Origin of the sequence: Pseudomonas crudilactis (assembly GCF_013433315.1) — a bacterium.
Taxonomy (GTDB): Bacteria; Pseudomonadota; Gammaproteobacteria; order Pseudomonadales; family Pseudomonadaceae; genus Aquipseudomonas; species Aquipseudomonas crudilactis.
Window position 1 is genome coordinate 125599 of sequence record NZ_WXVV01000004.1, and the last position, 13730, is coordinate 139328.

General features: G+C 59.4%; 10 protein-coding genes. 7 read left to right on the forward strand and 3 right to left on the reverse strand.

Going from position 1 to position 13730, the window contains the following annotated elements; genetic code table 11:
* Window positions 1-218 precede the first annotated feature (218 nt).
* The 7 genes from GTU76_RS06290 (at window position 219) to GTU76_RS06320 (ending at window position 9020) form a co-directional block, all read left to right on the forward strand.
* A complete protein-coding gene (locus GTU76_RS06290; RefSeq protein WP_180698261.1) occupies window positions 219-1817 on the forward strand; it encodes an ABC transporter substrate-binding protein in 1599 nt (532 codons plus the stop codon).
* Between the two features lie 175 nt (window positions 1818-1992).
* The gene (locus GTU76_RS06295; RefSeq protein WP_175555347.1) at window positions 1993-3369 is read left to right on the forward strand and encodes an OprD family porin; all 1377 of its coding nucleotides are present in this window, start codon (window positions 1993-1995) and stop codon (window positions 3367-3369) included.
* A gap of 78 nt (window positions 3370-3447) precedes the next feature.
* Window positions 3448-5043 (forward strand): ABC transporter substrate-binding protein, encoded by a 1596-nt coding sequence (locus GTU76_RS06300; RefSeq protein WP_016985408.1) that lies wholly within the window; start codon window positions 3448-3450, stop codon window positions 5041-5043.
* 72 nt (window positions 5044-5115) lie between these two features.
* A complete protein-coding gene (locus GTU76_RS06305) occupies window positions 5116-6126 on the forward strand; it encodes an ABC transporter permease subunit (RefSeq protein WP_007953665.1) in 1011 nt (336 codons plus the stop codon).
* Between the two features lie 11 nt (window positions 6127-6137).
* Window positions 6138-7061, forward strand: a complete 924-nt coding sequence (locus GTU76_RS06310; RefSeq protein WP_016985407.1) for an ABC transporter permease subunit — start codon at window positions 6138-6140, stop codon at window positions 7059-7061.
* Between the two features lie 10 nt (window positions 7062-7071).
* Window positions 7072-8040 (forward strand): ABC transporter ATP-binding protein, encoded by a 969-nt coding sequence (locus GTU76_RS06315; RefSeq protein ID WP_016985406.1) that lies wholly within the window; start codon window positions 7072-7074, stop codon window positions 8038-8040.
* Window positions 8040-9020: a peptide ABC transporter ATP-binding protein gene (locus GTU76_RS06320; RefSeq protein WP_007917625.1), complete on the forward strand. Its 981-nt coding sequence runs from the start codon at window positions 8040-8042 to the stop codon at window positions 9018-9020. The genes GTU76_RS06315 and GTU76_RS06320 overlap by 1 nt, the downstream gene beginning before the upstream one ends.
* 213 nt (window positions 9021-9233) lie before the next feature.
* Here GTU76_RS06320 and GTU76_RS06325 read toward each other — a convergent pair whose 3' ends face one another.
* From GTU76_RS06325 to GTU76_RS06335, 3 genes are all read right to left on the reverse strand, one after another.
* Window positions 9234-9491: a hypothetical protein gene (locus GTU76_RS06325; RefSeq protein ID WP_016985405.1), complete on the reverse strand. Its 258-nt coding sequence runs from the start codon at window positions 9489-9491 to the stop codon at window positions 9234-9236.
* 160 nt (window positions 9492-9651) lie between these two features.
* A complete protein-coding gene (locus GTU76_RS06330) occupies window positions 9652-10848 on the reverse strand; it encodes an MFS transporter (RefSeq protein WP_180698262.1) in 1197 nt (398 codons plus the stop codon).
* Window positions 10849-12041: 1193 nt separating this feature from the next.
* A complete protein-coding gene (locus GTU76_RS06335; RefSeq protein ID WP_016986350.1) occupies window positions 12042-13625 on the reverse strand; it encodes a peptide chain release factor 3 in 1584 nt (527 codons plus the stop codon).
* Between the last annotated feature and the right edge of the window lie 105 nt (window positions 13626-13730).

Sequence of the window (13730 nt, forward strand, 5' to 3'; positions counted from 1 at the left end):
GCGGACTACCGCAGCGGTATAGGACGCGTCGCCTTTTCCTACGAGCTTTAAGGCATTTACGCATTTACTGCCAGGACCGCGGCCCCTACCGTCGGGTACTGACCAGTTTCTGCGTGGGCCACCGGTTTGCCGTACGTACTGGATTGAGCTCGATGCAGCCAAAACGTCTCCGGATGAGACGACGGCGCATTGAACAACACTAAAAAAGAGGGAGCGTCATGCGCCATACCTTGATTTTTTCCGCAATGCTGAGCGCCGGCCTGTTGGCCGCCTCGTCCGCCAGTTTCGCCGCCAGCAAAAGTCTGGTGTTCTGCTCTGAAGGCAGCCCGGCGGGTTTCGACACCGCGCAGTACACGACAGCGACGGATAACGACGCCGCCGAACCGATCTACAACCGTCTGGTCGAGTTCGAAAAAGGCGCGACCAATGTCGTACCTGGTCTGGCGACCATGTGGGACATTTCCGAGGATGGTCTCAAGTACACCTTTCACCTGCGTGAAGGTGTGAAGTTTCATACAACGCCGTATTTCAAACCGACCCGCGACATGAACGCCGACGACGTGCTGTTCACGTTTAATCGCATGCTCGATGCACAGCAACCCTTCCGTAAGGCTTATCCGACCGAGTTCCCGTATTTCAACGGCATGAGCCTGAACAAGAACATCGCCAAGGTCGAGAAGACCGGGCCGCTGACCGTGGAGTTCACGCTCAACAGCGTCGACGCCGCGTTCATTCAGAACATCGCCATGAGCTTCGCCGCCATCCTGTCCGCCGAATACGCCGACAAACTGCTGGCCGAAGGCAAGCCGAGCGACATCAACCAGAAACCGATTGGCACCGGGCCATTCGTGTTCAAGAGTTATCAGAAAGACTCGAACATCCGTTACACAGGTAATAAACATTACTGGGATCCGAGCCGGGTCAAACTCGACAACCTGATCTTCGCGATCAACACCGACGCCTCGGTGCGCGTGCAGAAGCTCAAGGCCGGCGAATGCCAGATTACCTTGCATCCGCGCCCTGCCGATGTTGAAGCGCTGAAGGCCGATCCGAAACTGCAGCTGATCTCCAAGCCGGGTTTCAACCTCGGCTACATCGCCTATAACGTGCGCCACAAGCCCTTCGACCAGCTCGAAGTGCGCCAGGCGCTGGACATGGCGGTAAATAAACAAGGGATTCTCAACGCTGTTTATCAAGGCGCCGGCCAACTGGCCGTCAACGCCATGCCGCCGACCCAGTGGTCCTACGACGACAGCATCAAAGACGCCGCCTACAACCCGGAAAAAGCCAAAGAGCTGCTCAAGGCTGCCGGCGTCAAAGAAGGCACCGAGATCACCCTGTGGGCGATGCCGGTGCAGCGCCCGTACAACCCGAACGCCAAACTGATGGCCGAAATGCTCCAGGCGGACTGGGCCAAGATCGGTCTGAAAGTGAAGATCGTCAGCTACGAATGGGGCGAGTACATCAAGCGCACCAAAAATGGCGAGCACGACATCAGCCTGATCGGCTGGACCGGTGACAACGGCGATCCGGACAACTGGCTCGGCACGCTGTACAGCTGCGATGCCATCGGCGGCAACAACTATTCCATGTGGTGCGATCCGGCTTACGACAAGCTGATCAAACAGGCCAAGGTCGTCACCGACCGCGACCAGCGCACCGTGCTCTACAAACAGGCTCAGCAATTGCTTAAACAGCAAGTGCCGATCACGCCTGTCGCCCACTCGACGGTCAACCAGCCGTTAAGCGCGAGGATCGAAGGGTTCAAAGTCAGCCCGTTCGGTCGCAACGTGTTCTCGGGTGTCGGTATCGATTAAACCAGACGATTAGCCGCAACGCTGAGGGGCGCTGTCTAGCCCCTCACGCAAGCGATTTGCCGAAATTCGCCAATCCGGCTTTTTGCAAACGTTTGCGATGTGTGAATGAGTTCTAAACCAATAACCGGCATACCAAAAAAAGCCGGCATAAAAAGAAAGTAAAGGAGCTTCACCCATGAAACTGAGCAACACCGCGATACTGGCTTTGGCCATCAGCAGCATCACCGCCGGAGCCCATGCTGAAAGCGTCAGCCAGGACTTCATACCGACGCAACTGGCCAGCACCAGCGCCCAGTCCGAAGCCAAGGGTTTTATCGATGGCCAGAGCCTGTCGGGTTCGACCCGTAACTGGTACGCCAACGAAGAAAAAAAGCGCGGCGGCACTTTCAGCTATGAACGCCACGGCGAAACCCTGACCGGTTCGCGCCGGATCAACTGGGTTCAGGGCACCATCCTCAACTACACCTCGGGCTTCACCCAAGGCACCGTGGGAATCAGCACTGAAGTCGCGGCGTACAACGCCATTGCACTGGATCGCAGCCGCGAAGACATCAAGGGCGGTTCCAACCGTACCCTCGCCCACTCCAACGGCGACGCCGTCGATCAGTGGAGCAAACTGGGTCTGGCCAACGTCAAGGCGCGTATCTCCAACACCACCCTGACCGCCGGCCGCATGAACTTCAGCAGCCCGATCGTCGACGTTATCGGCAACCGTCCGCTGCCTTCAAGCTTCGAAGGCGTGGCGATCCACAGTGAAGAATTCGACAATCTGTCGTTCGACCTCGCGACCTTCGACCGCGTGTCGCCACGTACCGAACAGAGCCTGTCGAAATTCCGCACCGAATACAGCAACACCGGCGTTGAAACCGACCACGTCAACACCGCCGGCGTGAACTATCAGCCGCTCAAGAGCCTGAAAACCAGCCTCTACGCGACCCAGGCTGAAGACTTCTGGAACCAGTACTACTTCGGCGCCACTCACGAACTGGGCGACAGCTCGGTACTGAGCCTGACCACCGGCCTGAACTACTACAAGACCGTCGACGAAGGCAAAAAGTTGATGGGCGAGATCGACAACGACACCTACTCGCTGTCGTTCGGTCTGACTCACCAGGCACACACCCTGACCTTCTCGTACCAGGAAGTGAACGGTAACGAGTACTTCGACTACCTGCACGAAACCAACGGCATCTACCTGGCCAACTCCCTGTTGTCGGACTTCAACGGACCAAACGAGAAATCCTTCCAGATCGCCTACGGCATCAACATGGCCGAGTACGGCATTCCGGGCCTGAAGTTCAACGCCTACAGCGCTCGCGGTTGGGGCATCGACGGTACTCACTACGTCGGCACCGCTTACGACGTGCGCAACATGGACGGCGAACACCATTACGAATACGGCATCGGCTCTTCGTACGCTGTGCAGAGCGGCCCGCTCAAGGCCACCACGATCCGCGCGACCTACACCACCCACCGCGCCAGCGAAAACCAGGCTGACGGCAGCATCAACGAGTTCCGTCTCGTGACTACCATCCCGTTCAACATCCTGTAAAAAACGCCAGCCGACGGCTGACTCATGATGAGTCGGCCGTTCGGCTTTTTGTCTTCAACCGATTGCAGAGGGTTATCGATGAAAATGCTTCCCCTACGTGCGGCCGTTGCGGCTGCGTTGCTGAGTGTCGCCATCGGCGTCTCGGCCAAACCCTTGGTGGTCTGCACCGAAGCCAGTCCGGAAGGCTTCGATATGGTCCAGTACACAACTGCAGTCACGGCGGATGCTGTGGCCGAAACCATCTTCAATCGTCTGGTGGACTTCAAGCCTGGCACCACGGAAATCGTTCCGGCCCTGGCAGACACCTGGGAAATCAGTGAAGACGGCCTGACCTACACGTTCCACCTGCGCCAAGGCGTCAAGTTTCACACCACCGAATACTTCAAGCCGACCCGCGACATGAACGCCGACGACGTGGTCTGGAGCTTCCAGCGTCAGCTGGACCCGAATCACCCGTGGCACAAGCTGTCGAGCGTGGGCTTCCCGTACTTTGAAAGCATGGGCTTCAAAGAACTGCTCAAAAACGTAGAAAAAGTCGACGACCACACGGTCAAGTTCACCCTGACCCGCCGCGAAGCGCCGTTCCTGGCCGACGTCGCGATGCCGTTCACCGCCATCTACTCCGCCGAGTACGCCGATCAGTTGCTCAAGGCCAACAAGACCGGCGACCTCAACAACAAGCCTGTCGGCACCGGCCCGTTCATTTTCCAGCGCTACGCCAAGGATGCGCAGGTGCGCTTCAAGGCCAACCCGGATTACTTCCGTGGCAAGCCACCGGCCGACGCGTTGATTCTGGCGATCGCCACCGACAACAACGTGCGCCTGCAGAAGCTCAAGGCCAACGAGTGCCAGATCGCCCTGTATCCGAAGCCGGATGACATCCCGAGCATCAAGAAAGACGACAAGCTCAAGGTCGATGAGCTGAACGCGATGACCGTTTCGTACATCGGCATGAACACTCAGCATAAATACATGAGCGACGTGCGCGTGCGTAAGGCCATCAATATCGCCTTCGACAAAGCGGCTTACGTCAACGCGCTGTTCGGCCCGGGCAATGCGACCGTCGCGGTCAACCCGTACCCGGACACGCTGCTGGGCTACAACCACGACCTGAAGAACCCGCCACGTGACCTCGACAAGGCCCGCGCCCTGCTCAAGGAAGCCGGGGTGCCGGAAGGCACCGTGTTTACCCTGTTTACCCGCAACGGTGGCGGCCCGACCAACCCGAACCCGATGCTGGGCGCACAAATGATGCAGGCTGACCTGGCGAAAGTCGGGATCAAGATCGACATCCGCGTGATGGAATGGGGCGAAATGCTCAAACGCGCCAAGGCCGGTGAGCACGACATGGTCTCGGCCGGATGGGCGGGCGACAACGGCGACCCGGATAACTTCCTGACGCCTATGCTCAGTTGCGAAGCTGCCAAGAACGGCGAAAACTACGCGCGCTGGTGCAACGAGAAATTCCAGGCACTGCTCGACGAAGCACGGGCTAAAGTAGATCCGGCCGAACGCGCGAAACTCTATGAGCAGGCTCAGGTCCTGTTTAATCAGGATCAACCGTGGATCAGCATGGCCCACACCCGGATGTTTACTGCAATGCGCAACAACGTAGAGGGCTATCACATCAGCCCTCTCACCACTAATAACTTCGCCACCACCCAGGTGAAGTAGATAAGAAACTCCCGGTGTTCCTGACCCAGGGACACCGGGCACGCCTAACCGGCTGATGAGGTACCACACAAGATGTTTAGTTTTATTGCCCGCCGACTGGGGTTGTTGATCCCCACGTTTTTCGGCATCACCTTGCTGACTTTCGCGTTGATTCGCATGATTCCGGGCGACCCCGTGGAAGTGATGATGGGCGAACGTCGGGTCGACCCCGAAATGCACGCTCAGGCAATGGAACGCCTAGGTCTGAACAAGCCACTGTATGCCCAGTATCTGGACTACATCGGCAAACTGGCCCACGGCGATCTCGGCGAATCCCTGCGTACCCGTGAAAGCGTATGGACCGAGTTCACCTCCCTCTTCCCGGCGACCCTGGAACTGTCCATGGCCGCCCTGCTGTTCGCCGGCATTCTGGGCCTTCTGGCCGGGGTGATTGCGGCACTCAAGCGAGGATCCCTGTTCGACCACGGGGTGATGGGCATCTCCCTCGCGGGGTATTCGATGCCGATCTTCTGGTGGGGCCTGATCCTGATCATGTTCTTCTCGGTGAGCCTGGGCTGGACCCCGGTATCCGGGCGGATCGATCTGCTCTACGACATCGAGCCACGCACCGGTTTCATGCTGATCGACACGCTATTGGCCGACGACATGGGCGCGTTCCTCGATGCCCTGCATCACCTGATCCTGCCGGCCATCGTGCTCGGCACTATTCCGCTGGCGGTGATCGCGCGGATGACCCGTTCGTCGATGCTCGAAGTGCTGCGCGAAGACTACATCCGCACCGCCAAGGCCAAAGGCCTGTCGCCGTCGCGCGTGGTGTTCGTGCACGGTCTGCGTAACGCACTGATTCCGGTACTCACCGTGGTCGGCCTGCAAGTCGGCACGCTGCTGGCCGGTGCGGTACTGACCGAAACCATTTTCTCCTGGCCCGGCATCGGTAAATGGCTGATCGAAGCCATCGGCGCCCGGGACTACCCGGTTGTGCAAAACGGCATCCTGTTAATCGCCTGCCTGGTGATTCTGGTCAACTTCGTAGTGGACATCCTCTACGGCTTTGCCAACCCACGCATCCGTCATCAGCGCTGAGGTCCATAACCATGAGCACTCCAACATCCTCAGTAGCCACCGCCGCCAACGCGGATCAAAGTCTGCTGTACCCGTCACCGTACAAAGAATTCTGGCAAGCCTTCTCGAAGAACAAGGGCGCGGTTGCCGGCCTGCTGTTCATGCTGCTGGTGATTTTCTGCGCACTGTTCGCGCCGTGGGTCGCCCCGCACAACCCGAGCGAGCAATACCGTGACTTCCTGCTGACGCCGCCGGCGTGGCTGGAAGGCGGGCAAATCCAGTTCCTGCTCGGCACCGATGAACTCGGTCGCGACTTGCTGTCACGCCTGATCCAGGGTTCGCGCCTGTCGCTGCTGATCGGTTTGTCGTCGGTCGTCATGTCGCTGATTCCGGGGATCCTACTGGGTCTGTTCGCCGGTTTCTTCCCGAAGATGATCGGCCCGACCATCATGCGTCTGATGGACATCATGCTGGCCCTGCCGTCGCTGCTGCTGGCGGTGGCGATCGTCGCCATCCTCGGCCCTGGCCTGATCAACACCGTGATCGCCATTGCTGTGGTTTCGCTGCCGTCCTACGTGCGTCTGACCCGCGCGGCCGTGATGGGCGAACTGAACCGCGACTACGTGACCGCCGCGCGCCTGGCCGGTGCCGGTCTGCCGCGTCTGATGTTCATCACCGTGCTGCCGAACTGCATGGCGCCGCTGATCGTTCAGGCGACTCTGAGCTTCTCTTCGGCGATTCTCGATGCCGCTGCGTTGGGCTTCCTCGGCCTTGGCGTTCAACCGCCAACCCCTGAGTGGGGCACCATGCTGGCCTCGGCCCGCGACTACATCGAACGCGCATGGTGGGTGGTGAGCCTGCCTGGTTTGACCATTTTGCTCAGCGTGCTGGCAATCAACTTGATGGGCGACGGTCTGCGCGATGCGCTGGACCCGAAACTCAAGAACGCCGCCTGAGGAGATTCCCATGTCACTGCTAGAAATCAAGAATCTCAACGTTCGCTTCGGCGACAAGACCGCGACCCCCGTCGTCGATGGCCTCGACCTGAAAGTCGACAAAGGCGAAGTGCTGGCCATCGTTGGCGAGTCGGGTTCGGGTAAATCTGTGACCATGATGGCGCTGATGGGCCTGATCGAGCATCCCGGCATCGTCACCGCCGACTCGCTCAGCTTCGACGGCAAAGACATGCTCAAGCTGAGCAACCGTCAGCGTCGGCAGATCGTCGGCAAAGACTTGTCGATGGTGTTCCAGGACCCGATGACCGCGCTGAACCCGAGCTACACCGTCGGTTTCCAGATCGAAGAAGTGCTGCGCCTGCACCTGAAAATGTCCGGCAAGCAAGCGCGTAAACGCGCGATCGAACTGCTGGAAAAAGTCGAAATCCCCGGCGCCGCTAGCCGCATGGACGCCTACCCGCATCAACTGTCCGGCGGTATGAGCCAGCGCGTCGCGATCGCCATGGCGATTGCCGGAGAGCCGAAACTGCTGATCGCCGACGAACCGACCACTGCGCTGGACGTGACGATTCAGGCACAGATCATGGATCTGCTGCTGGCGTTGCAGAAAGAACAGAACATGGGCCTGGTACTGATCACCCACGACCTCGCGGTCGTGGCTGAAACTGCCCAGCGCGTCTGTGTGATGTACGCCGGCCAAGCCGTTGAAGTCGGTCAGGTGCCGCAACTGTTCGACGTCCCGGCGCACCCGTACAGCGAAGCACTGCTCAAGGCGATTCCCGAGCACAGCCTCGGCGCCGCACGTCTTTCGACCCTGCCGGGCATCGTTCCGGGCCGCTACGACCGTCCGCAGGGTTGCCTGCTGTCGCCACGCTGCCCGTACGTGCAGGACAGCTGCCGCGCGCAGCGTCCAGGCCTTGATCCGAAAGCCCACAGCCTCGCCCGCTGCTTCTTCCCGCTGAACCAGGAGGTGGCGTAATGGCCGTCGTACTTACCGCCCGCGACCTGACCCGTCACTACGAAGTCTCACGTGGCCTGTTCAAGGGCCATGCGACCGTGCGCGCACTGAACGGCGTGTCGTTCGAACTGGAAGCCGGCAAGACCCTCGCTGTTGTAGGCGAATCGGGCTGCGGCAAATCCACCCTCGCCCGTGCGTTGACGCTGATTGAAGATCCGTCGTCCGGATCCTTGAAAATCGCCGGCCAGGAAGTCGCCGGCGCCGACAAGGCCCAGCGCAAGCAACTGCGCAAAGACGTGCAGATGGTCTTCCAAAGCCCGTACGCGTCGTTGAACCCACGGCAGAAAGTCGGTGACCAGCTCGGCGAGCCGCTGCTGATCAACACCAACCTTTCCGCCGCCGAACGTCGCGAAAAAGTCCAGGCGATGATGAAGCAGGTCGGCTTGCGTCCCGAGCACTATCAGCGCTATCCGCACATGTTCTCCGGCGGTCAGCGCCAGCGTATCGCCCTGGCTCGCGCCATGATGCTGCAACCGAAAGTGCTGGTGGCGGACGAACCGACCTCGGCACTGGACGTGTCGATTCAGGCGCAGGTGCTCAACCTGTTCATGGATCTGCAGCAGGAGTTCAACACCGCGTACGTGTTCATCTCGCACAACCTCGCGGTGGTGCAACACGTGGCCGATGACGTGATGGTGATGTACCTCGGTCGCCCGGTGGAACTGGGGCCGAAGAACGACATCTACGAGCGTCCGCTGCACCCGTACACCCAGGCGCTGCTGTCGGCGACCCCGACCATTCACCCGGACCCGAACAAGCCGAAAATCAAGATCGTCGGCGAACTGCCCAACCCGCTGAACCCGCCACCGGGCTGCGCTTTCCACAAGCGCTGCCCGTATGCGACCGAGCGTTGCAGCACTGAAGAGCCAGCGTTGCGCCAGCTCGACAGCCGGCAAGTGGCTTGCCACTACGCCGAGCAGTTCCTCGACGGCGCGGCATAAGCAAATCTGGAGAGCGATACAAAACACTGTGGGAGCGAGCTTGCTCGCGAAGGCGTTGGATCATTCAACATAGATGTCGCCTGATACACCGCTTTCGCGAGCAAGCTCGCTCCCACAGTGATCGCATTTCAAAGAGAGTGACGTGTTAACCAAACCCCTTCTGCCTCAATTGCGCATCAGTCGAGGCAGAAGGGGTTTTCTTTTGCCTGCGATTTACGTCTGGCTGTCGCCGTCGTCGTCATCAGTGTCCGGCTCGTCAGTGGTCGAGTCGTCATCGTCTTTACTGCCGCCCTGGTCCTGATCGCCCGGCTCGGACTCAGACTTGGCGAGCATCAAGCCGCTATGCCCAATCTTTCCGTTGAACGCCTGGGAATCGTGATCCTCGCACTCGGCCCAGGCCGTCGCGGTGCCGAGGGACAGCATGACCATCACTTTCAACAGCAATAAAACCCGTAGCAACCTGCTTTTCATAGCCGACTCCATCCATTTTCAGGTGAGACATTCGTGCCTGACTGGCGCTGTGTGAAATCTAGTTCCGATCCATCGGGTTCACCAGATAGGACGCTAACGAGCAGGCAGAAATGCCCTCAGCAGACAGATTGCTTTCGAATAACGCCAATAGCCGGATCAGCTAAGCGACCGGGCGCACGCGCGTGGCCTGCCAAGTCAGAGGGATGGAAATCAACACCATCAGCGCACTCGCCAGCCACACACTGTGACCACCGAATTGACCATACAACTGGCCACTGAGTACCGGTGACAACAGCGCACTGGCGCTCCAGCTCATAAAGAACAGGCCAAAGTACTGACCGCTTTTGCCGCCTTGGGCAAAGCGCATCGCCAGCACATTCAGCGGCGGCATGAAAAAGGCCTCGCCCAAGGTCCAGATCAGCGTCGACAGGCAGACGTAAAACAGCCCGGAACCGAACGGCAGCATGCCCAACCCGCAAGCCAGTAACACACTGCCGAGCAGCATTTGCCGACGCATGCCCCAACGTTCGCCCCAGTGCGACAGCGGAATCTGCAGGGCGATCACCAGCAACGCATTGAGGCCGAACTGCCAGCCGATCGCCTCGGTGCTCAAGTGATAGTAATCACGCAGGTAATTGCCCAGCGTGCTGTAGACCGTATCAAACGCGATGCCAAGCACGGCCGTCGCCGCCAGCAACCAGAGGAACGGCTTGTCGCGATACGGCACCCCGGAACCTGCGTCATCCGTGGACTTTTTGTCATTGATCAGCACCGGCCGCTGCCACGTGGTGCGAACAAACCAGAGCAGCGCCAACAACGTCATCGCCGCGCTGCCGAAAAACACCCAGCGAAAATCGGTCTGCGCCAGCACCCCGCCCGCGACGCCGGCGGCCGCCATGCCGAGGTTGCGCGCCACCCGGCTCAAGGCCTGCGCACGCGAACGTTGAGCGACTTCGCAATATTCCATGATCAGCCGCTGATGCAGCGTGCGAATGGCACCATCGTTGGTTCCGCTGAGCAACAGCAAAGCAGCCAGCAACGGCACTTGCGTGACCAGCCCCAGCAGCATCAGCACCCACACTGAAACAAAGAACAGCGACGCCGTCAGCCGCGCCGTGCGCACATGATCACTGAGCCAGCCACCGAGCATCGAACCGACCAGCAACCCCGCGCCATAGGCCGAGAGCAACCAGCCCACGGTCTCGATCGCCAGCCCCAGCTCCTGACGCAGGTACAACGCCATGAACAGCTTGACCATGCTGCTCAGGCGATTGATGAACAACAGCGCACCGAGCACCCAGGCCATTACACTGAAATAGCCGTCCAGTCGTAGCAAGTGAGTCAGGCGACTCGTCATTCCATTGACCTCTCAGAGCGACTTGGGTGGAGCTGAAACACTAACGGTCAGCAGGCTGGATGTCGCGTTCAAGTGCATCGAGATCACGATAAACCGAGGCGTCCTACAGCCATTGCGCGCGATAAAACCGTGCCGAAGATCAAAAGCCCCTCACCCTAGCCCTCTCCCGGAGGGCGAGGGGACTGATCGCGGGGTTTGGGAGAGCTACGCCGACCTGAAATACCGAGCTGAACTCAGACTCTGAAACAGATCAAAAGCCCCTCACCCTAGCCCTCTCCCGGAGGGCGAGGGGACTGACCGAGGTGTTTGGGAGAGCTACGCCGACCTGAAATACCGAGCTGAACTCAGACTCTGAAACAGATCAAAAGCCCCTCACCCTAGCCCTCTCCCGGAGGGAGAGGGGACTGATCGCGGGGTTTGGTAGAGCTACGCCGACCTGAAATACCGAGCTGAACTCAGACTCTGAAACAGATCAAAAGCCCCTCACCCTAGCCCTCTCCCGGAGGGCGAGGGGACTGATCGCGGGGTTTGGTAGAGCTACGCCGACCTGAAATACCGAGCTGAACTCAGACTCTGAAACAGATCAAAAGCCCCTCACCCTAGCCCTCTCCCAGAGGGAAAGGGGACTGACCGAGGTGTTTGGGAGAGCTACGCCGACGTGAAATACCGAGTCGAACTCAGATTCTGAAAAGCACACAAATCGGCTCCCTCTCCCTCGAAGAGGGCTGAGGTGAGGGGCAGCCCCAACACAAACCAATAGCCGAACACCGCTTGGCCCTTAACCACTCAATAGGCCGAGTGTCAGCTCGCCTGCTTTTGATCTTGGAGCCCGTCGGCAGGCTGAGTGGAGGGATTGATCCGGGGGTAGGCGCGCAGCGCCGTTCGACGAAGTCGAACACATCGAAAGGAGGTGCAGCGAAGCAAACCGGAAGCGATGCCCCCGGATCGATCCCGGAGTGAAGGAACCCCGAGCCCCAGCGAGTGGGCCGAACGTCAGGGCGCAGACCTTTGGTTCCTTTGGGGCGTTTGCCAAAGGGACTCGCTGTAAGAGCGAAACCGCCAGCGGCAACACCCAAAGCAACGGATATTCACCCAAAACCCCAAGAACCTGGTCGGCCCACAGGCCGCCAAGACCAAAGCAAAAAGCCCCCGATGCTTTCACATCGAGGGCTTCGGACCAACCAATTCAGAGCTTAATGATGCTCACGCGTCGCGCGGAATTTCACATCCGGCCAACGCTCTTCCATCAACGCCAGATTAACCCGCGTCGGCGCCAGGTAAGTCAGGTGACCACCGCCATCAACGGCAAGGTTCTCCACAGCCTTGTTAGAGAATTCCTCAAGCTTCTTCTTGTCAGTGCACTCAATCCAGCGCGCGGAATACACAGTGATCGGCTCATACGAGCACTCAACCTTGTATTCCTCCTTCAAACGGCTGGCGACCACATCGAACTGCAGCACACCCACGGCGCCAAGAATGATGTCGTTGCTGCGCTCCGGGAAAAACACCTGCGTCGCGCCCTCTTCAGCCAACTGCTGCAGCCCCTGTCGCAACTGCTTGGACTTCAGCGGATCACGCAGACGCACACGACGGAACAGCTCCGGCGCAAAGTGCGGAATACCGGTGAAACCGAGGGTCTCGCCTTCGCTGAAGGTGTCGCCGATCTGGATCGTGCCGTGGTTGTGCAGACCAATGATGTCGCCGGCAAAAGCTTCTTCCAGCTGCTCACGCTCGGAGGAGAAGAACGTCAGGGCGTCGCCGATGCGCACGTCCTTGCCGGTGCGCACATGGCGCATCTTCATGCCTTTCTCGTACTTGCCGGAGCAAATGCGCATGAAGGCAATGCGGTCGCGGTGTTTCGGGTCCATGTTCGCCTGGATCTTGAAGATGAAGCCCGAAAACTTCTCTTCGACCGGTTCAACGGTACGCTCGTTAGCGACACGGGCCAGCGGACGTGGTGCCCAGTCAACGACGGCGTCGAGAACGTGGTCAACACCGAAGTTGCCCAGCGCCGTACCGAAGAACACCGGGGTCAGTTGACCGTCGAGGAATTCCTGCTGGTTGAATTCGTGGCAGGCGCCCTGCACCAGTTCCAGCTGCTCGATGAAACGCTCGTACTCGTCGCCCAGGTGCGCACGCGCCTCGTCGGAGTCGAGCTTCTCGATGATCTTGGTTTCGGTGCGTTCGTGACCGTGACCGGCGGTGTAGACAATGATGTAGTCGTCGGCCAGGTGGTACACGCCCTTGAAGTCGCGGTAGCAACCGATCGGCCAGGTGATCGGTGCGGCCTTGATCTTCAGAACGGCTTCGATCTCGTCGAGCAGTTCGATCGGGTCGCGAATGTCACGGTCGAGTTTGTTGATGAAGCTGACGATCGGCGTGTCACGCAGACGGCAGACGTCCATCAGCGCAATGGTCCGTGGCTCGACACCTTTACCGCCGTCGAGGACCATCAATGCCGAGTCCACCGCCGTCAGGGTGCGGTAGGTGTCTTCGGAGAAGTCTTCGTGGCCCGGGGTGTCGAGCAGGTTGATCATGTGTTCGCGATACGGGAACTGCATGACCGACGTGGTAATGGAAATACCCCGTTGCTTCTCCATCTCCATCCAGTCGGATGTCGCATGGCGATCGGATTTACGGGATTTCACCGTACCGGCCACTGCAATCGCCTTGCCCATCAACAGGAGCTTTTCGGTGATCGTGGTTTTACCGGCATCGGGGTGGGAAATAATGGCGAAAGTGCGGCGTTTCGCGACTTCGGCGGCCTGGTTGGTCATGGGAAATCGCCTGGCGGTGATTCAAAAAAGGGCCGCGATTATAGCCCAACTCGATGCAATAACCGAACCGTTGAGCACATTAAGGGTGGCCAAATGCTGCCGCAG

Excerpts from the sequence above, each read along its gene's own strand:
- GTU76_RS06290 (WP_180698261.1), top strand. The coding sequence starts at position 219 with ATGCGCCATACCTTGATTTTTTCCGCAATGCTGAGCGCCGGCCTGTTG.
- GTU76_RS06295 (WP_175555347.1), top strand. The coding sequence starts at position 1,993 with ATGAAACTGAGCAACACCGCGATACTGGCTTTGGCCATCAGCAGCATC.
- GTU76_RS06300 (WP_016985408.1), top strand. The coding sequence starts at position 3,448 with ATGAAAATGCTTCCCCTACGTGCGGCCGTTGCGGCTGCGTTGCTGAGT.
- GTU76_RS06305 (WP_007953665.1), top strand. The coding sequence starts at position 5,116 with ATGTTTAGTTTTATTGCCCGCCGACTGGGGTTGTTGATCCCCACGTTT.
- GTU76_RS06310 (WP_016985407.1), top strand. The coding sequence starts at position 6,138 with ATGAGCACTCCAACATCCTCAGTAGCCACCGCCGCCAACGCGGATCAA.
- GTU76_RS06315 (WP_016985406.1), top strand. The coding sequence starts at position 7,072 with ATGTCACTGCTAGAAATCAAGAATCTCAACGTTCGCTTCGGCGACAAG.
- GTU76_RS06320 (WP_007917625.1), top strand. The coding sequence starts at position 8,040 with ATGGCCGTCGTACTTACCGCCCGCGACCTGACCCGTCACTACGAAGTC.
- GTU76_RS06325 (WP_016985405.1), bottom strand. The coding sequence starts at position 9,491 with ATGAAAAGCAGGTTGCTACGGGTTTTATTGCTGTTGAAAGTGATGGTC.
- GTU76_RS06330 (WP_180698262.1), bottom strand. The coding sequence starts at position 10,848 with ATGACGAGTCGCCTGACTCACTTGCTACGACTGGACGGCTATTTCAGT.
- GTU76_RS06335 (WP_016986350.1), bottom strand. The coding sequence starts at position 13,625 with ATGACCAACCAGGCCGCCGAAGTCGCGAAACGCCGCACTTTCGCCATT.